This window comes from Microvirga aerophila, assembly GCF_003332305.1.
GTDB classification, from domain to species: domain Bacteria; phylum Pseudomonadota; class Alphaproteobacteria; order Rhizobiales; family Beijerinckiaceae; genus Microvirga; species Microvirga aerophila.
In genome coordinates, this window is the sequence record NZ_QOIO01000049.1 from 26,165 (window position 1) to 43,147 (window position 16,983).

23 protein-coding genes are annotated in these 16,983 nt (G+C 63.3%); 15 read left to right on the forward strand and 8 right to left on the reverse strand.

Features of this window, described 5'->3' with window-relative positions; translation table 11 throughout:
- Positions 1-8 precede the first annotated feature (8 nt).
- Together DRB19_RS22170 and DRB19_RS22175 are read right to left on the reverse strand one after the other, a co-directional pair.
- The gene (locus DRB19_RS22170) at positions 9-863 is read right to left on the reverse strand and encodes a methionyl-tRNA formyltransferase (protein ID WP_114188205.1); all 855 of its coding nucleotides are present in this window, start codon (positions 861-863) and stop codon (positions 9-11) included.
- Positions 864-912: 49 nt separating this feature from the next.
- On the reverse strand, positions 913-2,355 hold the full coding sequence (locus DRB19_RS22175; protein ID WP_245439740.1) for a patatin-like phospholipase family protein: 1,443 nt from the start codon (positions 2,353-2,355) through the stop codon (positions 913-915).
- Positions 2,356-2,582: 227 nt separating this feature from the next.
- Here DRB19_RS22175 and DRB19_RS22180 point away from each other — a divergent pair, with 227 nt between their 5' ends.
- From DRB19_RS22180 to DRB19_RS22190, 3 genes are all read left to right on the forward strand, one after another.
- Positions 2,583-2,852: an usg protein gene (locus tag DRB19_RS22180; protein ID WP_114188207.1), complete on the forward strand. Its 270-nt coding sequence runs from the start codon at positions 2,583-2,585 to the stop codon at positions 2,850-2,852.
- A gap of 112 nt (positions 2,853-2,964) precedes the next feature.
- Positions 2,965-3,558, forward strand: a complete 594-nt coding sequence (locus DRB19_RS22185) for an exopolysaccharide biosynthesis protein (RefSeq protein ID WP_245439741.1) — start codon at positions 2,965-2,967, stop codon at positions 3,556-3,558.
- Between the two features lie 124 nt (positions 3,559-3,682).
- A complete protein-coding gene (locus DRB19_RS22190) occupies positions 3,683-4,963 on the forward strand; it encodes a glycoside hydrolase family 1 protein (protein WP_210207510.1) in 1,281 nt (426 codons plus the stop codon).
- A 34-nt stretch (positions 4,964-4,997) separates the two neighbouring features.
- Here DRB19_RS22190 and radC read toward each other — a convergent pair whose 3' ends face one another.
- Positions 4,998-5,684 (reverse strand): RadC family protein, encoded by a 687-nt coding sequence (gene radC / locus DRB19_RS22195; RefSeq protein ID WP_174799956.1) that lies wholly within the window; start codon positions 5,682-5,684, stop codon positions 4,998-5,000.
- A 168-nt stretch (positions 5,685-5,852) separates the two neighbouring features.
- Between radC and DRB19_RS22200 the strand changes: the two genes are divergently transcribed.
- Positions 5,853-6,104, forward strand: a complete 252-nt coding sequence (locus DRB19_RS22200) for a hypothetical protein (protein WP_147021770.1) — start codon at positions 5,853-5,855, stop codon at positions 6,102-6,104.
- A 51-nt stretch (positions 6,105-6,155) separates the two neighbouring features.
- Here the strand turns inward: DRB19_RS22200 and map are convergent, their stop codons facing one another.
- The gene (gene map, locus DRB19_RS22205) at positions 6,156-6,977 is read right to left on the reverse strand and encodes a type I methionyl aminopeptidase (RefSeq protein WP_114188211.1); all 822 of its coding nucleotides are present in this window, start codon (positions 6,975-6,977) and stop codon (positions 6,156-6,158) included.
- A gap of 145 nt (positions 6,978-7,122) precedes the next feature.
- Between map and DRB19_RS22210 the strand changes: the two genes are divergently transcribed.
- Positions 7,123-7,947: an FkbM family methyltransferase gene (locus tag DRB19_RS22210; RefSeq protein WP_114188212.1), complete on the forward strand. Its 825-nt coding sequence runs from the start codon at positions 7,123-7,125 to the stop codon at positions 7,945-7,947.
- Here the strand turns inward: DRB19_RS22210 and sfsA are convergent.
- Positions 7,944-8,663 (reverse strand): DNA/RNA nuclease SfsA, encoded by a 720-nt coding sequence (gene sfsA / locus DRB19_RS22215; protein WP_114188213.1) that lies wholly within the window; start codon positions 8,661-8,663, stop codon positions 7,944-7,946. The two genes, DRB19_RS22210 and sfsA, sit on opposite strands and share 4 nt — an antisense overlap.
- A gap of 121 nt (positions 8,664-8,784) precedes the next feature.
- Between sfsA and DRB19_RS22220 the strand changes: the two genes are divergently transcribed.
- The 5 genes from DRB19_RS22220 (at position 8,785) to DRB19_RS22240 (ending at position 13,553) form a co-directional block, all read left to right on the forward strand.
- The gene (locus DRB19_RS22220) at positions 8,785-9,531 is read left to right on the forward strand and encodes a competence/damage-inducible protein A (protein WP_114188214.1); all 747 of its coding nucleotides are present in this window, start codon (positions 8,785-8,787) and stop codon (positions 9,529-9,531) included.
- A 36-nt stretch (positions 9,532-9,567) separates the two neighbouring features.
- The gene (gene gpt / locus DRB19_RS22225; protein WP_114188215.1) at positions 9,568-10,074 is read left to right on the forward strand and encodes a xanthine phosphoribosyltransferase; all 507 of its coding nucleotides are present in this window, start codon (positions 9,568-9,570) and stop codon (positions 10,072-10,074) included.
- Positions 10,075-10,095: 21 nt separating this feature from the next.
- Positions 10,096-11,652, forward strand: coding sequence for an AMP-binding protein (locus tag DRB19_RS22230; RefSeq protein ID WP_114188216.1), 1,557 nt, complete (start codon positions 10,096-10,098; stop codon positions 11,650-11,652).
- A gap of 94 nt (positions 11,653-11,746) precedes the next feature.
- Complete coding sequence (locus DRB19_RS22235) at positions 11,747-12,040, forward strand: hypothetical protein (protein WP_114188217.1); 294 nt, start codon at positions 11,747-11,749, stop codon at positions 12,038-12,040.
- A 229-nt stretch (positions 12,041-12,269) separates the two neighbouring features.
- Positions 12,270-13,553, forward strand: a complete 1,284-nt coding sequence (locus DRB19_RS22240; protein WP_114188218.1) for a porin — start codon at positions 12,270-12,272, stop codon at positions 13,551-13,553.
- 256 nt (positions 13,554-13,809) lie between these two features.
- Here the strand turns inward: DRB19_RS22240 and DRB19_RS22245 are convergent, their stop codons facing one another.
- Both DRB19_RS22245 and DRB19_RS30100 read right to left on the reverse strand, forming a co-directional pair.
- Positions 13,810-14,061: a hypothetical protein gene (locus DRB19_RS22245; protein ID WP_147023294.1), complete on the reverse strand. Its 252-nt coding sequence runs from the start codon at positions 14,059-14,061 to the stop codon at positions 13,810-13,812.
- Between the two features lie 121 nt (positions 14,062-14,182).
- On the reverse strand, positions 14,183-14,335 hold the full coding sequence (locus DRB19_RS30100; RefSeq protein WP_162815802.1) for a hypothetical protein: 153 nt from the start codon (positions 14,333-14,335) through the stop codon (positions 14,183-14,185).
- 200 nt (positions 14,336-14,535) lie between these two features.
- Between DRB19_RS30100 and DRB19_RS22250 the strand changes: the two genes are divergently transcribed.
- On the forward strand, positions 14,536-14,826 hold the full coding sequence (locus tag DRB19_RS22250) for a hypothetical protein (RefSeq protein WP_114188220.1): 291 nt from the start codon (positions 14,536-14,538) through the stop codon (positions 14,824-14,826).
- Positions 14,827-14,852: 26 nt separating this feature from the next.
- On the opposite strand, the gene DRB19_RS22255 is transcribed toward DRB19_RS22250, so the two are convergent.
- Positions 14,853-15,041: a hypothetical protein gene (locus DRB19_RS22255; RefSeq protein WP_147023295.1), complete on the reverse strand. Its 189-nt coding sequence runs from the start codon at positions 15,039-15,041 to the stop codon at positions 14,853-14,855.
- A gap of 240 nt (positions 15,042-15,281) precedes the next feature.
- On the opposite strand from DRB19_RS22255, the gene DRB19_RS30105 reads away from it, so the two are divergent.
- From DRB19_RS30105 to DRB19_RS31565, 4 genes are all read left to right on the forward strand, one after another.
- On the forward strand, positions 15,282-15,512 hold the full coding sequence (locus DRB19_RS30105) for a NepR family anti-sigma factor (RefSeq protein ID WP_147023296.1): 231 nt from the start codon (positions 15,282-15,284) through the stop codon (positions 15,510-15,512).
- Positions 15,496-15,891, forward strand: coding sequence for a response regulator (locus tag DRB19_RS22265; RefSeq protein ID WP_114188223.1), 396 nt, complete (start codon positions 15,496-15,498; stop codon positions 15,889-15,891). Before DRB19_RS30105 ends, DRB19_RS22265 begins: the two co-directional genes overlap by 17 nt.
- Positions 15,892-16,057: 166 nt before the next feature.
- On the forward strand, positions 16,058-16,309 hold the full coding sequence (locus DRB19_RS22270) for a hypothetical protein (RefSeq protein WP_114188224.1): 252 nt from the start codon (positions 16,058-16,060) through the stop codon (positions 16,307-16,309).
- A 262-nt stretch (positions 16,310-16,571) separates the two neighbouring features.
- A partial coding sequence (locus DRB19_RS31565; protein ID WP_162815803.1) for a helix-turn-helix domain-containing protein occupies positions 16,572-16,983 on the forward strand: 412 nt, incomplete at its 3' end.

Consider the following 16,983-nt stretch of genomic DNA (forward strand, 5'->3'; position numbering starts at 1 on the left):
CGAAGGCCTCAGCGCCGTGCGTTCCTCGGGCCCTGGGGCGCATACGAGCTCCAGCCGGTGAGCAATACAAAACCGTCCCGCACCGCGACAACGAGATGCTGGCGGTGTCTGTGGACGAGGGTGCCCGGCCTAAAGCCATGGTGCTCCTCCCATCCACTGCCCTCCCAGACATAGATGAAGCGGGTATCCACTTTCGCGAAGGTCTCGATCGAGCCGAAGGCCCTGATCGTGCGCAGCACGTCGCTCACGGTCCCTGACCAGTCGATCGTTCGCTGAACCTGGGTCATGCGGGGCCAGTAGGAGCCTTCCCCCTGGGGCCTAGCATTCTGCCAAAGCTCGGGCAGGCGGTCCGCCAGGGTTCCGGCGATCCGCCTTGCGGCGATCTGGCATCGCGCCAGGAGAGTGTCGTGGCTCTCGTCGGGCGCGAGGGCAAATCGCTCCTGAGCGATCATCGGGCCGGTGTCAAAAGCAGGCTCCAGGACGTGGGCTGTGACGCCCCACTCGGGCGACGCGTCGAGAATGGCCTTAAAGAGCGGATAGGGGCCTCGTCCGACCGGAAGCGGGGACGGATGAAAATTCAGCCCATAGGGCAGGTGGGCTTCCCAGCCCTTAACGAGCCAGGGATAGCCCGCCACCACCAGCGCGTCGCATTTTCTTGCCTTCAGACTGGCCAGGTCCGAGGGTTGAATACGCGTGAACTGGACAGGCAGCCTCAGGCCCCGGGCGCGGGACACCGTCGCGTCGTTGAAATCGTAGATGCTGTCGCAGGGGCGGCTGAAGAGCTTGACGGGCTCCCAGCCCTTCACCAGCAGGGTCTCGAAGACATCCCCCAGAAAGTCAATTCCCGCGAAGGCGAAGCGCATCCCCGATCATCCCCATCGACGATTGAGCGGCCGTCGTGCGCAGGCGGCCCTATTGTAGGGAGGCCGTCAGCGCACGCCTTGGACCCTTACGGATGAACAAACGGAAAACCGCGTTGTTGCGCAAGGCAGTCTCGCCGGCGCTGATGACGGTCTCGAGGGTCTGCGGGTCGAGCTTGAAACGGGTCGGGACCTTGTCGAGCTGTTCCTTCAACTCCGGTCCGGCGTCCTCGAAAGAGACGCGTCCGACCGTGAAGGTCAGCTCAGCGCAGTTCCAGCCATCGAGGGTGCCCCGCAGGCGCAGGACCTCCGCGCTGGAGAGCGAGCAGCGCCAGCGTCTCAGATCCGCCTGCCAGTCGCGCATGATGGTCGTGAAATAGTCGTAGCCCTTATAGACGCCGGAATCGATGGCCGCGTCGGTGACGACGCCCGCAAGCTCAAGCCCCGAGGGCGAGGCAAGGTTGCGCGGCCAGTTCCCGGCAGGATCCCGGCCCGCATCTACCACCATGAACAGGAAGCGCTTCACCCGCACCGCCTGCTCGGCGGTCATGGGCATAAAGGGTCGGTCGCGGTTGGTCCGCGCGATGGCCAGGGAGTGGATGCCGAAGTTGTCCGTCAGGCCACCATCGAGGAGCTTGACGTAACGGTAGCGTTCCGGGTCCGCGCGGTAGCGCGCGACGGCGGCAGCACTTGCGCGCAGGGTCGCGGGGGCATTCGGGTCGGCGACCCCGCGCTGATACCATTGCGGAACATGGCCGCCGCAGCGTGCGCCGAAATTCTCCACGTTCATGGGAATGAACAGACCCGGCACAGCGGCGGAGGCCGCCACCGCCTCGGACAGGCGCACCTTGCTCAGGTCGCTGCACAGGATGTTGAAGGTGATGGGTTCGAATACGAACGGGACGCGGCTGTAGATGTCCGATGCCGCGATCCACACGAGGGGGCGCTTGCGGGCGAAGAGATCCGCGTAGGTGGCCCCGTCGAACAGGTTGTCGTCCAGCCAGCGCGGGAATTTGGAGCGGTCGTTGACGCCGCCGTCTTCCACGATGCGCACGACGTTCGCGAGGGAGATGTCCGTATCGAAGCCCTGCTCGGCGTTGCGCTCCAGGAAGCGGGAACGGAAGGCCGGAAGCCCCTCGCGGCCCTTGAGGCCGAAATATGCCGCCGTGACGGAGCCACCGGACACGCCGGTGATGAGGTCAATCATGTCCGTCATGCGGGTCGGCCCGCGCTCGGTCGTCATCTCGTAGCTGTCGAGTTCGCTCAGGACGCCGTACGAAAAGGCCGAGGCGCGCATGCCCCCGCCCGAGAACGCCACGCCGACCACGGTCGAGCCGAACTGGTCGGGACCGAGGGGCCAGCCCTCCTGGTCCGACACATGAGCAATCGGTTGATTGATCGGATCGTTCAGGACGCTGCCCGCGCAGGCGGAAAGCCCTGCGGCCATGGCGCTCGCCAGCATCCAGCGTTTCACCGCGCCCCGATATGTCTTCATTGCTCTGTCACCCAGCCCGTACGTAGGGGAATACGATGGGGGAGGAAAACTCTCAAGGCTTGTCCTTAAAGTCTTCGCAAGCTTTTGCCCGGGATCAGCTCGCTCTCCGCATTGTCATCCGCCCGCTGGGAACAGGAGACCACGATCGAGATTTAACCTTGAGTGTGGGGCGTCGGTATATTCGGGCCTGCTGATCAGATGTTCGGGCCCGTTCAGAAGGAGGTCTTATGACGTCAAAGGACTTCATTCGCCAGATGGAAGGCTACGGCCTGACAACCGCCAACATTCTCTACCGCATGCCCGACCATCCAACATTCCTGCAAACCTATATCTGGCAGGACTACGACCTTGCCCCGAAATTTCCGGTCCTTCACGAGTTCCTCGATTTCTGGCAGCGAGAGCTCGCCGGTCCGCTTCATTCGGTGCGGGTAACCCATTCCTGCCTGATCAGGCCCGCGGAGTTTCGCACCATCGAGGGGGAGATTCATCTCCATTGAGCCGAGGCGCAGCCGGCGGCTTGATGCCGGATCCGGCATGCCGCACTTGGCCCACAGCCCCAACTCGGGTAGAGAAGCCTCTCACGAGCATCCTCGAACCTGCCAGGGCTCCTTGTTTTCCAACGCGCGTACTTCCCAGGTCCTGACCGCACTCGCGTCCCAGCCGGGCGAGCGTCTGACGGTCCGGGACATCATGTCCGTGCTCCAGGACCGGGCGTTCGCCGTTCTGGTGGTTCTGCTCGGGCTGCCGAACTGTCTTCCCATGCCGCCGCCGATCCCCCTGGTATGCGGGCTTCTTCTTGCGCTCGTGGCGATCCAGATCGTGTTCGGCCGCCCGACGCCGTGGCTTCCGCAGGCGCTGTTGAACCGGTCGCTGGCCCAGACCGACGTCGAACGGGCGGTCGGCCGCGCCATGCCGGCCTTTCGGCGGCTGGAACGGGTGTCGCGCCCACGCATGACCTTCCTGGATACGCCCATTGCCATGCGTCTCATGGGAGCCGTCATCCTGATCCTGGCCCTAGGCCTTCTCTTCGCGCCGCCCTTCGTCGGGCAGATCCCCTTGGGGCTCGCGGTCTGCCTCGTGGGTCTCGGCCTCGTTGAGCGCGACGGCCTCGTGGTGCTGGGCGGCCTCGCCATCGGCACGGTCGGCCTCACCTTAAGCCTCGGCTTCATCTACGCGATCTTTTCAGGGATCGCCCTCCTGTAGGCTTCCCGCCCCAGGACGATGCGGCGGGTTCCAACCCTCGGCGGCGAGGCAGGCGCCTCCCAAGGTTCCCTAGCGGCGCAACCGGCCTAGATACATCCTGGCCGTTTGTTGGGAGAACGCCGCCTTGCATGACCCCTCACGTTCTCGAGCCGGCTCCGGAGCGCCCGTCCATTCGGGCATCTTTCCCACGTTTTTCCTTTCGGGCTTCGAGTGCTCGACCTTCATCTGGAAGGATCAGGGACGTCGTGATCTCGTGGCCGAGACGCAGCACCGCGAGCACGTGGACGAGGACTACGCGTTTCTGCGCTCGCTCGGCATCGCGGTTGCCCGCCAGGGCATTCCCTGGCCGTTCGTCGACAAGGGAGGCGCATACGACTTTTCCGGTCTCGATCCCTTCATCGTGGCCATGAACCGCCACCAGATCCTGCCGATCTGGGATCTTTGCCACTACGGCTATCCGGATGGTCTCGACCCGTTCAGCGCCGATTTTCACGACCAGTTTGCCGCATATGCCCGGGCGGCTGCGGAATATGTGACGCCGCGCATTCGCGGGCCCCACTTCTTTACGCCCATCAATGAGATCACGTTCTTCGCCTTCATGGGCGGCGAGTGGGGGTGGACGGCTCCGTTCGGCCGCACGGACGAACAGAGGCGCAAGCTGCGCCTTGCTCTCTGCCGCGCCGACATCGCGGCCGTGAAGGCCATCCGCGAGGTCGATCCGGAAGCGCGCATGGTGCACATCGATCCCCTCATCCTGGTCGTTGCGCCCAAGGACCGCCCGGACCTGGCGGACGAGGCGGATCACGAAACCTTCGAGGACACGTTCTTCGCCTGGGACGTCATTGCCGGGCGCAGGCATCCCGAGCTGGGCGGCTCGCCGGAGGTGCTCGATATCGTCGGGGTCAATTGCTACTCGTTCGGTCAGATGGAATACCGGGAGAATGGCCCGCACGCCTCCCTGGAGCCCAATGACGAGCGGATCCGGCCCCTCGGCGACCTCCTCACTTATGCCTGGGAGCGCTATCGCCGCCCGATGATCGTTGGCGAGACCAGCGGCCTCAGGGAAGGGCGGCCGGACTGGTTGTGCGACATCGTCGAAGAATCGCTTGCCGCCGTGCTGAAGGGCATCGACCTTCATGGGGTGTGCCTCTTCCCCGCGGTGGACATGCCGGACTGGCACACTGGCGAATGGCTCCACAACGGCCTGTGCGACCTAGTGGAGGAGAACGGGTCTCTGACGAGGGTTCCGTTCCAACCCTATATCGACGAATTGCGGCGCTGGCAGAAACGCCTGAACCGGGTGACGGAACTGGACGAGGACCCTTTTAGCGATCCCGTCGACCTTGACGACATCAAGGCCGCTGCCGAGCGCATGCAGATGACCTCCGACAAGAATTGGTGCTGAGGGCAGGTTGCGGCGTTGCGCTGACGGGGCGTGCCTAGATTAGCTTCAGCCCCTTCAGGCTCGCATGGCCCTCGCGCCCGACGATGATGTGGTCGTGCACGGTGATACCCAGGGGCTTTGCAACCTCGATGATCTCGCGGGTCATCTTGATATCCGCGGATGACGGCGTCGGGTCGCCGGACGGATGGTTGTGGACCAGGATCAGGGCCGAGGCGGAGAGTTCGAGGGCGCGCTTCACCACCTCGCGCGGGTAGACCGGGGTATGGTCGACCGTGCCCGATTGCTGAACCTCGTCGGCGATTAGGTCGTTGCGTTTGTCGAGGAAGAGAAGCCGGAACTGCTCCTTGTCCATGAACGCCATGGCGGTTCGGCAGTAGTCGATCACCGCGCTCCATGAGGACAGGACTGGCCGCTTGACGATCTCGCCCTTGGCTAGGCGGCGGGCGGAGGCTTCCACGATCTTGAGGTCGACCACCACGCTCTCGCCGATTCCATCGACCTCCGCCAGCCGGGCAGGGGGGGCGGCCAGGACCTCCGCGAAGGTTCCGAAGCGCATGAGCAGTTCCTTGGCGATGGGCTTCACGTCCCGGCGCGGGATCGACCGGAATAGCACCAGCTCCAGCAGCTCGTAATCCGGTATCGCATCGCCGCCCACCTCCGAGAACCGGGCCCGGAGACGGTCGCGATGGCCGTGATAATGAGGGGAACCGCCATCGCTCATGCTGCCTGTCACTCCACTCTGACCACGCGAGGGCCCACCGTGCCTCGGCTCTTGCGATAGGCTGCCGTTTCGCCGAACAGCCGAATCTGCCGTTGAGACATACAATGTTATATTGTATGGTTGAAGTGGTGCGGGAAGCCGGTGTCAAGCCGGCGCGGGAACGATCCGGTGAAAACGGACTATTGTGTCAAGGTCGTGGGTGTCTGGCTTCTGGCCACGTTTGGCGGCTTGGCCGGAGCTGCCGCCGGCAGCATCCTGGGATTCGGAGCGTCGGTGCCCGCGATGCTGATCGCCGGCGCGTTCTTCTACGGCTTCGACTCGCTGGCGCTCGGGCTCGCCGTGATGGTCGTCGCCGCAGCAGTGAGCTTCGTCTGGACGTTCTGCCATTCCTACCGGATTCTCGTGCGGCACTTCCGGTAGGCGAGGGCCCGTAATCGGGCCATGCACCTTGGCGTCATGACCTGCAGGTGATCAGCCCAGGTTGAAAGGCGGCTTGTCGTAGCCCTTAGGCGACAGGGTGAAAATCTCGACGCCCGTCTCGGTAACGCCGACCGTATGTTCGAACTGGGCCGAGAGGGAACGGTCCCGGGTCACGGCCGTCCAGCCATCCGACAGCACCTTCACCTGCGGGCGGCCCAGGTTGATCATCGGCTCGATGGTGAACAGCATGCCGGGCCTCAGCTCCACATTGTAGGCGGGCTCCACGTAGTGGAGGATCGTCGGCGAGTCGTGGAAGACCCGGCCCAGGCCATGGCCGCAGAAATCCCGCACGACTGAGCAGCGCTCAGCCTCGGCATAGGTTTGGATGGCTGCGCCAATATCGTTGGTGGTCGCGCCGGGACGAACCGCCGCGATGCCGCGCAAGAGGCACTCGTAGGTGATCTCGCAGAGCCGCTGGGCCCGTCGCGCAACCTCGCCCACATAGTACATGCGGCTTGAATCGCCGTGCCACCCGTCGAGGATGAGGGTCACGTCGATATTGACGATGTCTCCGTCGCGCAGGGGCTTTTCGTTGGGAATGCCATGACAGACCACGTGGTTGATCGACGTGCAGGTGGTCTTGGTGTAGCCGCGGTAATGCAGGCAGGCCGGGTAGGCGCCGTGGTCGCGGATGAACTCGAAGGCGAGCTTGTCGATGGCGTCCGTCGATACCCCGGGCTGGACCTTGTCCACGAGGAGATCGAGGCACTCGGCCGTCAGCCGTCCCACGCGGCGCATGGCCTCGAAGGCTTCCGGACCATGCAGCGGGATCTCATTGGCCCGCTTGCGCTCCATCACGTTGGTTTCGGTCATTCCACACCCTTGCTCTTAGGCCCGAATGTAGGGATTGCTGCGCGCGACGCAAGCAAAGACGTCAGACTCTTGCGGTTGGGCCCCGAGGGTGTCATGACCTCCTCGGCGACCGTATCCGGCTCGTCGTCTCTGGATTTGTCTGCCTATGAATGAACTTCGTTCCTTCGGCTCCCTTGCGCCCACAGGCTTCGCCCGCTGGGCGATCGAGCGGACGCGCGCCATGCCCCAGGGGTGGGCGACCCGCCGCATCGCCATGATGCTGCGACATGTGGCGCTGCAGGTCATGAAAAAGGCACCCGTCGACCAGGAGACCTTCGGCATCCAGATGCGCCTCTATCCCTACAACAACATCTGCGAGAAGCGCATTCTCTTCACGCCGCAATATTTCGATCCGCAGGAGCTCAAGCTTCTGGCGGAGCGCATCTCGGACCGGTTCACGTTCGTGGACATCGGCGCGAATGTGGGCTGGTATTCCCTCTTCGTCGCCTCCCAGGCGGGACCGGCTTCGCGCATTCTCGCCCTGGAGCCGCAGCCGGACATTTTCGACCGGCTCACCTACAACATCCGCCAGAATCCCTTCGGCACCATTAAGGCCATTGCCTGCGCGGTCGCGGACAAGACCGGCGAACTGACGCTGTTCCTCGACCCGAAGAACCGGGGCGAGTCGAGCGTCAAGATCGTGGGATCGAGCCAGTCCGACACCCTACGGGTGCCTGCAGTGACCCTTCTCGATCTGCTCCGGCGCGAGAACTTCACCCAGGTTGACGCGGTCAAGCTCGACGTGGAAGGCGCCGAGGACCTGATCCTCGATCCGTTCTTCCGGGACGCTCCGGCGGCGCTTCACCCGTCCCTGCTCATCATCGAGGACGGCCGCGACCAGTGGCAGATCGACCTGCCTAAGCTTCTAGAGGGGCACGGCTACCGGCTCATTCTCCAGACGCGGCTGAACCTGGTCTACGAGCGGATTTAGCGCGGCGTCACGATCTCGACGGGTCGGTCGACCGTCACCTCGTCCAGGCTCATGCGACAGATATAGGCGTAGGATTCCACGCCAGCCGCTAGGCCATGGCGGAAGGCCTTGTCGTAGGCGGGGTCGATGTCCCGGGCCACGTCGAACCGCTCCGCATCCATCTGGATCACATACACGAGGGCTGCCCTCGCGCCGGCCGCCGCCATGTCGGAAAGCTCGTAGAGGTGCTTGGCGCTGCGGGCGGCGACGCAGTCGGGAAACTCTGCAAACCCCGCCTCCCGCATCAGATGGCAGTTCTTCACCTCGAGATAGCACGGGGGCTCCCCGTCCTTCTCGAGCAGGAAATCGACCCGGCTGTTCCGGCCGTACTTCACCTCGGGGCGGACGCGATCATAGCCCACAAAGGGAGCAAGCCGCCCCTCCCGGAGCGCTTCCGCCACAAGGAGGTTGGGGCGGGAGGTGTTGATCCCGACGAGTTGATGCGGGCCTCCTCCGGCCGGGACCTCCACGAGCTCCCAGTTGTACTTGAGCTTCCGGTTGGGATTGCTGGCGCGGGACAGGAACACCCGGCTGCCCGGCTCCTTCAGCCCCATCATAGCGCCTGGATTGGCGCAATGGGCCGTGACCTGTTCGCCGTCGGCAAGCACGACATCGGCGAGAAAGCGCTTGTAACGCTCGACTAGACGACCTTCGAGCAAGGGTTCCTGAAAACGCATTGGGGTCCATCGTTGAACGGCAAAGGCGTTCCGTAGCAGGGGAGAAGCCGCGCGTTCAACCGAAGGCTTGCTTGAGAAAAACCGTCCCGAGCGCTAAAGGCCGTCAAAAGGATCCTTGCTCATGGCTGTTTCCGTTACCGCCGCTCTGCTCGTCATCGGGGATGAAATCCTCACCGGGCGCACGAAGGACAAGAATATCGGCTACATCGCCGAGTATCTCACGGGGATCGGCATCGACCTGCGCGAGGTCCGCGTGGTGCCGGACGTGGAGGAGGAGATCGTTGCGGCGGTCAACGCCCTGCGGCAGCGCTACACCTATCTCTTCACCACCGGCGGCATCGGACCGACCCACGACGACATCACGGCCGACTGCATCGCAAAGGCCTTCGGCGTGGGGATCGACCACGATCCGCGCGCCGTCGCGATGCTGCAGGAGCGCTATCAGCCGGGTGAACTCAACGAGGCCCGGCTTCGCATGGCCAGAATTCCCCATGGGGCGGATCTCGTCGACAACCCAATCTCGAAGGCTCCGGGCTTCAGGCTCGGCAACGTGTTCGTCATGGCGGGAGTGCCGTCGATCATGCAGGCCATGCTCGACAATATCGCGCCAACTCTCGAGACCGGCGCGCGCATGATCATCGAGACCATCGAGGCGGAAGGACTGGCCGAAGGCATCTATGCCGAAGGCCTCAGCCAGATCGCCTCGTCGCATGACGGCGTGTCGATCGGGTCCTATCCGTCGTTTTCCACGAACGGGTTTCGCAACCAGATCGTCGTGCGGGGCAAGGACCCGGAGGCGGTCGCCAATGCCGCTCAAGCCGTCCGCGCCATGCTCCTTCGCCTCAAGGCCGACCTGGCTCCGCTTTGATCGTTCCCTCTCCCCAAGCCTTAGAAGAGTAAGCCGATGTCCCCGACCTCTCCCAAAGCCTTCCCCGTTTCCTGGGACCAGTTTCACCGCGACTGCCGCGCCCTGGCCTGGCGACTTGCCTCCGCGGGTCCCTTTGAGGCCATCGTGTGCATTACGCGCGGCGGCTTGGTTCCGGCCGCCATCGTGGCCCGGGAGCTCGACGTGCGTCTGATCGAAAGCGTCTGCATCGCGAGCTATCACGATTACAAGAACCAGGGCGAGCTGCAGGTTCTCAAGGACATTGCCCCCTCCATCAAGGCCTTCGGTGAAGGCTCGGGCAAAGGCGTCCTTGTGGTCGACGACCTGACCGACACGGGCAAGACCGCCAGGATCGTGCGCGACATGCTACCCAACGCCCATTTCGCCGCCGTCTACGCCAAGCCGGCGGGACGCCCCCTGATCGACACCTTCGTGACCGAGGTGAGCCAGGACACCTGGATTTACTTCCCCTGGGATATGGGACTGGCCTATCAGGCGCCGATCCGCGAAGGTTCGGCGGGCTGACAGCCCTCGGGAGCAAGCGCCATGGCTGATTTCGACATCGCGCAGACGCGCAAGACCCTTTTTGGGGCTCTGCTCGATGCTCGTGACCGGTTCGGGCGCAACAAGGTCGCCCTCGAGGACCTTGAGCGGCAGCCGGTTACCTTCGGACGTCTGGTGCTCGGGGCTCTCGTGCTGGGCCGGAAGCTGGCGGGGCTGACGCGGGAGCGCGAGCATGTGGCGGTGCTCCTGCCTAACGTGCAGGGCATTGCGGTCACTTTGTTCGGGCTGAACGCCTTCGGGCGCGTTCCGGCTTTCCTCAACTTCACGGCCGGCATCAAGAACCTGAAGGCCGCCTGCGAGATCGCCGGGATCGACACCATCGTGACGTCGCGCCGCTTCGTCGAACAGGGAAAGCTAGACGACATCGTGTCGAGCTTAGGCGACGGACGGCGGATCGTCTGGTTGGAGGATGTGCGGGCCACGATCACGAGCTTTGACAAGCTCCGCGGCCTCGTCGAGTCTTGGTTTGCCCGAAGAGTCCACGCGGGAGCAGGCGTCGCGCCTGATGACGCTGGCGTCATCCTGTTTACGTCGGGATCGGAGGGCAGGCCCAAGGGCGTCGTGCTCGCGAACGCCAACCTGGTGGCCAACGCCTATCAGGTCAAAGCCCTGGCGGGGGACGTGCTCACGAGCGACGACGTGTTCTTCAATCCGCTGCCGATCTTCCATTCTTTCGGGCTGACGGCCGGTCTCCTGACGGCCGTGCTCAACGGCATGAAGTCCGTGCTGTATCCGAGCCCGCTCCACTATCGGCAGATCCCGAAACTCGTGGCGGGCACCCGCGCCACGATCATGCTAGCGACCGACACCTTTCTCCAGGGCTACGCCCGCGCGGCTGGCGAGAACGATCTGGCGAGCGTGCGCTACGTCATCGCCGGGGCGGAGCGCGTAAAGGACGAGACGCGCAAGCTCTGGAGCAAGCACGGCACGATCATCCTGGAAGGCTACGGCGCCACCGAATGCTCGCCGGTGATTGCCGTCAGCCTGCCCGACCGCAACCGGCCAGGCTCCGTGGGGCCGTTCCTGCCTGGAATCGAATGGCGTCTCGAGCCCGTGGAGGGCATTCACGAGGGCGGCCGCCTCTATGTGCGCGGCCCGAATGTCATGAAAGGATATCTCGATCCAGACAGACCTGGAGAAATCGACCCGCCGGTCGAGGGCTGGCACGACACTGGGGACATCGTCACCGTCGATGACGGGCTTGTGAGCATCCGTGGCCGGGCGAAGCGGTTCGCGAAGGTCGGCGGCGAGATGATATCCCTTGCGGCGATCGAGGCCATGACCCAAAGCCTCTGGCCGGATCATGGCCATGTTGTGGTGGCTCTTCCTGACCCCCGCAAAGGTGAACAGATCGTTCTGATCACCGAAAAGTCCGATGCGGACCGGGACGCTCTCCTGGCTCATGCGAGACAACAGGGATTCCCGGAACTCTGGGTGCCGAAAGCGATCCTAATCGCTGCCGTGCCGGTGTTGGGCTCGGGAAAGACCGATTATGCGGGCGCCGTGGAGATGGCGCGCCGGCTTCAGCCGATGCTCTGAGCGGAAAGATCTCCGTAACAAAGCAGCCTTAGGGGCATTGTCTTCATGGCTGCCCGCCCGGCTTCAGTGCCTGTCCTGTCCATGGAACGGCCCCATGAAGAAACTCGTCCTTGCCTTAGCTTTAATTGCATCGGTGTCCGAGGTTCGAGCGCAGCAGCGCCCCTTCTACCCGGGCCTGCCGTGCCGTCAGGTGCAGCAGATCGTTGCGGCCAACGGCGCCGCGGTGATCAGCACCGGGCAATTCACCTACGACCGGTATGTGCGGGATCGCAGTTTCTGCGAGATCAACGAGTCCATCGAGCCAGTCTGGGTGCCGAGTCTGGATACACCGCAATGCCCGGTCGGCTACCGATGCCGCACTGGTCGCTACAATACTTTCAGCGATTGAGGGGATTTCCAGACTTTTCCCCAGGCTGGCGGCCCGTTTTAGTGTTGAGTTTCAGACACACTGAGTTGAAGAAATTCGTCCACTACGGCCGAAATGACCAGTTTTTAGGCAAAAACAGGCTTCTTGCGCCAAAGTTGGGCGACGCCGCGATTGCGCCCGCATCTCTGCCGGGTATTGTTGCGCTTGCACAAGGGCACAGGCCCAAGTCAACGAATCATAGAGGTCAACCATGAAGCTCGTTAAGAGCCTTCTGCTCGGATCGGTCGCGGGTCTCGCCGCCGTTGCGGGCGCTCAAGCCGCCGATCTTCCCGTCGCGAAGGCTGCTCCCGTTGAGTACGTTCGCGTCTGCTCCACCTACGGTTCGGGCTTCTTCTACATTCCCGGCACCGAAACCTGCCTCCGCGTCGGCGGCCGTGTTCGCGCCGACTATCTGTACGGCGAGCCGATTGACCGCGCTCAGGATGCCATCGGCTTCCGCGCCCGTGGCCGTCTGAACATCGACACCCGCACGGCAACGGCTTACGGCCTGCTGCGCGCCTACATCCGCTACGAGATCACCCGCTCGTCCGGCACGCCGTTCAACGGCGGCGCCGGCACGGTCGGCACCTCTCCCGACATCGCCCAGGCGTTCGTTCAGTTCGGCGGCCTCACCGCTGGTCGCGTCACCTCGTTCTTCTCGAACGGTGACCTGCCCACCGATCACATGGGCACCCTGCGCTTCGACGACGCTCCGGACGTGAACCTGCTTGCCTACACCTTCTCGTTCGGCAACGGCTTCTCGGCTACGCTCGCCCTGGAAGACGGCCTCGATCGCCGCTCCAGCGGCTTCGGGATCGAAAGCCCGTTCGCCCTCGCTTATGCCGGCCAGCGCGTTCCGGACGTGGTCGGCAACATCAAGTACGACGGCACCTGGGGCACGGCTCAGCTCTCCGGCGCGGTTCACCAGATCCGCAGCCTCAACCTCGTCACGCCGTTTGGCGGCACTGTCGCCGACTACCCGGAGACCGAGTATGGCTTCGCCATCTCGGCCCAGGTCGGCGTGAACCTGCCGATGCTCGGCGAGGGTGACGCTGCTTGGGTGGCTGCCACCTACACGGACGGCGCTATCGCGTACATCACGGGTGGTTCGAGCGACTCGCTCGCTACGGGTACGTCCGAGCTATTCCTGGCCGACGCCGTGGTCAACCCGATCACGGGTGACCTGGGGACGACCCGCGCCTGGTCCATCGCCGGTGGCCTGCGCCACTATTGGACCCCGACGCTCCGTCAGAACGTGTTCGGTTCGTATGCCCGCTTCGACTTCTCCGCGGTCGGCGCGAATGTCGGCCTCTTCGACTTCAACGAGTGGCGCCTCGGCACCAACCTGATCTGGTCGCCGGTCAACGGCCTCGATATCGGCGCGGAAGTCATCTACGCTACCCTCGACCCCCGCAGCAATCTGGTCCTTCCGGCTGGCCCGGGCGTTTCGGACAGCGGCTGGGAAGGTCGTTTGCGCATTCAGCGCGACTTCTAATCGGATTACTCCGATCAGCTCGAGAAGCCCCGGTGGAAACACCGGGGTTTCTTGTTTTTCACGGGCTTGGGGGTTGCAGGATCCGGCTTGGGCCTCAGCGGTTCTACGCCACGCCACCCGGGCGAACGGAAAAGCAGGTGCCTGCAGGGCAGGGCAAACAAGCGGTGGAAAGTTCGGCCTCGCCCGGCCACGGGCCTAAAATAAAAAGAGCCCGGCCATGATGCCGGGCTCTTTGCGTGAGGCTAGGGGACGTGCCTCAGCACTCGGTGGTTTTCTTCGTCTTGGTATCGCCGAACTCGTCGGTCTTCGTCTTGGTCTCGGTGCTGCAACCGACCGATCCCGTGGTCGTCACCGAAGTCGAGCTCGAAACGCTCGGCTCGGACTTGTTCTCGATCGTCGTCGTGCTGCCGAGAACACCCTCTTCCTTCTTGATGGTCGTGGTCGTGTCCTGGGCAATGGCTGCGGTGCTGAAAGCCGCGGCCGCGAGAACGAATACCAGCTTCTTCATGGCGAAAGCTCCATAATTTGAGTTCTGGACGTCGAACGTCGGCAGCACGGCGAAGGTTCCAGAACCGCGCGTCTGCGCGACGGAAAACTTTCCGTCTTGGACGTGCGCCTCGGCCCCTGAACTATTCGATGAGAGTCAGGATCACGGACGCCACGTTCATGGCCACAACCACCCCGATCAGCGTGGGCACCACAGGAAAGGAGCGCTGCTCGGGGTGTGTCTCGTTGCCTGATTTCAACGGACAGTTCTTCGGGCCGGTCTTAACAGAACTCATGGCTGCTTCCCCCTTCGAGGACCATCCAATCGAGGGTGGAGAATGGGCCTGTGACGCCCTCGACGAGGTGCGATACCGCACCCGGCAGCTGCTCCATGGCGGGATGACAAGCATCAGACGACCATTCATGAGGGGTTCAATCGAGCAGGCCGACTCTTGCGGCGCAGCTGCTCGGCTGAGCCCGAGCCACAGGAGCCCACATGTTCACCGTGCAATCTCGCGTCATGCCGTTGGTCGTCGCGCTTCTCGCCGGCGTCCCCGCAGGCTGCGCCGCAACGGCCGATCTGTCCTATAGCGAGTATCAGTTCGGTCCCGGCTATGGCGCTGAGCGGGTGTATGAAAGTCGCGTCTATGGCGATACGGAGCAAGGATTGGGGAGCGAGGTCTGCTGGGGCTCGGTCCGGCGGGAGATGAACGCCTTCGGCGACATGATCGTCAGAGACGACCGGGCTTGTGATGGAATCGATCCTGGGTTCCCGGACCAGCCTTAAAAGGCGTGGTCGGTGGAGCGAGATGGTCAGTGCCGGGTGGCGTGCCTGTCGATCTGAAGCAGTTGGCCCTCGACGGCGCGGATCCTGGTCATGAGCTTGTCGAGCTGGCTTAGATAAGCTCTCTCATCCTGTGCCGCCTTCTCGACGAGATCGGGCGTTGGGCTGTGGTGAATGCGATGGATGGCATCGGCCAGTTGTCGGTCCAGGAGGTGCATCCGTTGCTCCAGTCCGAGAAGCTCCTCACGAAGTTGCCGCTCCTTGATCACCGTAGAAAACCCATGAAATTTAAGGCCAACATCAAGGCTGAGCTTACCTCAAAGGTCCTGCGACCAACAGGGGTTGCGGCGGGAATTTTTCTGCGGCCAAGCTGAAACCTCCCACTCCGATCACCGTTCTGTGATGAATACAGTCAAACGTTCGGGGCCAGTCGGGGTCTCACGCAGAGGGACTTCGTCATGACCTTCGAAAGCCATGGCGGCTTTAAGCCGGATAACGAACGCCTCATGTCGATCACTGTTCCGAACCCACCCCTTGCAGGTGTCGTCGGTGAGCAGCTTCGTGCAATGTATGACGGACTTCTCACCGAGCCCCTTCCAGAACGGTTGTTGTCGCTTCTCCGTAGTTTCGACGACACCGATGATCCCCAACTCACCAGAGGAGACTTGCCGGATGGGACAGAGGATTGAACCTTCACGTGTTGCGTTGATTGTCGAAGACGAGCCCGAACTCCGGGAACTCGCCGCGGCCCTCCTGGAGGAGACTGATCTCCAGGTGGTCGAAGCCGCCAGCGCCGAGGAGGCGCTGGACTATCTTCGCGCACATGGGGAGGAGGTCGCCTTCCTGTTCGCGGATGTCCGCCTTCCATGCCTCATGAGTGGCGTCGACCTGGCCCGCACAGTGAGGTTCAAATGGCCTTGGATCAGAACGGTGCTGACATCCGGTACGCCGCTCGATGACGGCTCCAACGACGTCCTGCGCGACGTGCGCTTCATGCAGAAGCCGTGGAGGGCGCTCGAAGTTCTAATGGAGGCCGAGAGGGCCACCCGGGTAAGCGCCGCCCATTAGGCACACTTTCCCCAATGCGCAGCGGGACGAGAGCAGATCGATCTCCCGTCCCGAGCCCTGCCTCCTGTGGACAAATCTGCCGCGCGTCCGCCAGCCACATGGAGGAAAGCTCGTCCCTATGCGAGGTCAGTGCCCTGAACATGGTGCTTCTGATCGGTGGGGCGAGATGCTGGGCTGGGAATTGGTGCAGAGCGACGCGCAGGTGCTTCTGAAGGCGGGCGGGTTTCACGGCCTGCTCATCGGTAGCGACTGGCGGCTGGTTCTCGCCCTTTATATCGGGGTGGTGATCACCCTTCTGGTGCTTTCGACCAGGATTCCTCTTGAGGACAGGCTTGGCCTGCGGGTCGTGTTCATCGCAGCCTTTGGGTGGCCCTTGGCCGTGCCCGTGATCATCTGGAAGGTCTGGTCCAAACGATAAGGCTCTCGGCCCAAGAATGGCTCCAAGGGTAGCGTCCCTCGGAGCATCGTGTCGATCAGACGGTCCATCTCCAGCGGCGGCCCCGGGAGCCGCGGGTCGATTCCGGCGCGATGGCGTTAAGCCTACGTCGTGGGCGGAACTGGATTGCTTCACAAACAGATGTCGTTGGCCGCTCGACGGCCGGCAGTTTGAAGAAAAAAGTGGTGGGTTCAACCGGTCAGCGCATCATGATTGATTTCGTTGTGCTTCGGGAGAACTATCCATGGCGCTTATGGGTCGTCCAGGTTTATCGGCAGAGCAGAAGCGGGAACTCTGGACCCGATGGAAGGAGGGTTGGTCGCTCAGTGATATCGGCCGCGCGCTCGGCAAACATGCCGGATCGGTCTTCGGCATCATACTGGCTAAGGGAGGCATCGCGCCGCCCCTGAGGAAGCGGTCAAGGCTGTCTTTGCGGCCAGAGGAGCGGGAGGAGATCTCGCGCGGCCTCATGGCCGGGTGGTCATGTCATCAGATTGCGGCTCAACTCGGTCGATCTCCTTCGACCATCAGCCGGGAAGTCAGTCGGAACGGGGGCAGAAGGAAGTATCGTGCCACCAGCGCCGACGAGCGCGCCTGGCAACGAGGCTTGCGACCCAAGCCTTGCCTGCTATCCGTTCATCCATCGCTTCAGATGC

Coding starts and splice junctions, on each gene's coding strand:
- DRB19_RS30100 (WP_162815802.1), bottom strand. CDS start 14,335: ATGAGTTCTGTTAAGACCGGCCCGAAGAACTGTCCGTTGAAATCAGGC.
- DRB19_RS22210 (WP_114188212.1), top strand. CDS start 7,123: ATGAATGAACTTCGTTCCTTCGGCTCCCTTGCGCCCACAGGCTTCGCC.
- DRB19_RS22170 (WP_114188205.1), bottom strand. CDS start 863: ATGCGCTTCGCCTTCGCGGGAATTGACTTTCTGGGGGATGTCTTCGAG.
- DRB19_RS22235 (WP_114188217.1), top strand. CDS start 11,747: ATGAAGAAACTCGTCCTTGCCTTAGCTTTAATTGCATCGGTGTCCGAG.
- DRB19_RS22240 (WP_114188218.1), top strand. CDS start 12,270: ATGAAGCTCGTTAAGAGCCTTCTGCTCGGATCGGTCGCGGGTCTCGCC.
- radC (WP_174799956.1), bottom strand. CDS start 5,684: ATGAGCGATGGCGGTTCCCCTCATTATCACGGCCATCGCGACCGTCTC.
- DRB19_RS22265 (WP_114188223.1), top strand. CDS start 15,496: ATGGGACAGAGGATTGAACCTTCACGTGTTGCGTTGATTGTCGAAGAC.
- DRB19_RS22230 (WP_114188216.1), top strand. CDS start 10,096: ATGGCTGATTTCGACATCGCGCAGACGCGCAAGACCCTTTTTGGGGCT.
- map (WP_114188211.1), bottom strand. CDS start 6,977: ATGACCGAAACCAACGTGATGGAGCGCAAGCGGGCCAATGAGATCCCG.
- gpt (WP_114188215.1), top strand. CDS start 9,568: ATGTCCCCGACCTCTCCCAAAGCCTTCCCCGTTTCCTGGGACCAGTTT.
- DRB19_RS22220 (WP_114188214.1), top strand. CDS start 8,785: ATGGCTGTTTCCGTTACCGCCGCTCTGCTCGTCATCGGGGATGAAATC.
- DRB19_RS22270 (WP_114188224.1), top strand. CDS start 16,058: ATGCTGGGCTGGGAATTGGTGCAGAGCGACGCGCAGGTGCTTCTGAAG.
- DRB19_RS30105 (WP_147023296.1), top strand. CDS start 15,282: ATGACCTTCGAAAGCCATGGCGGCTTTAAGCCGGATAACGAACGCCTC.
- DRB19_RS22255 (WP_147023295.1), bottom strand. CDS start 15,041: ATGCACCTCCTGGACCGACAACTGGCCGATGCCATCCATCGCATTCAC.
- DRB19_RS22245 (WP_147023294.1), bottom strand. CDS start 14,061: ATGAAGAAGCTGGTATTCGTTCTCGCGGCCGCGGCTTTCAGCACCGCA.
- DRB19_RS22175 (WP_245439740.1), bottom strand. CDS start 2,355: ATGAAGACATATCGGGGCGCGGTGAAACGCTGGATGCTGGCGAGCGCC.
- DRB19_RS22180 (WP_114188207.1), top strand. CDS start 2,583: ATGACGTCAAAGGACTTCATTCGCCAGATGGAAGGCTACGGCCTGACA.
- DRB19_RS22250 (WP_114188220.1), top strand. CDS start 14,536: ATGTTCACCGTGCAATCTCGCGTCATGCCGTTGGTCGTCGCGCTTCTC.
- sfsA (WP_114188213.1), bottom strand. CDS start 8,663: ATGCGTTTTCAGGAACCCTTGCTCGAAGGTCGTCTAGTCGAGCGTTAC.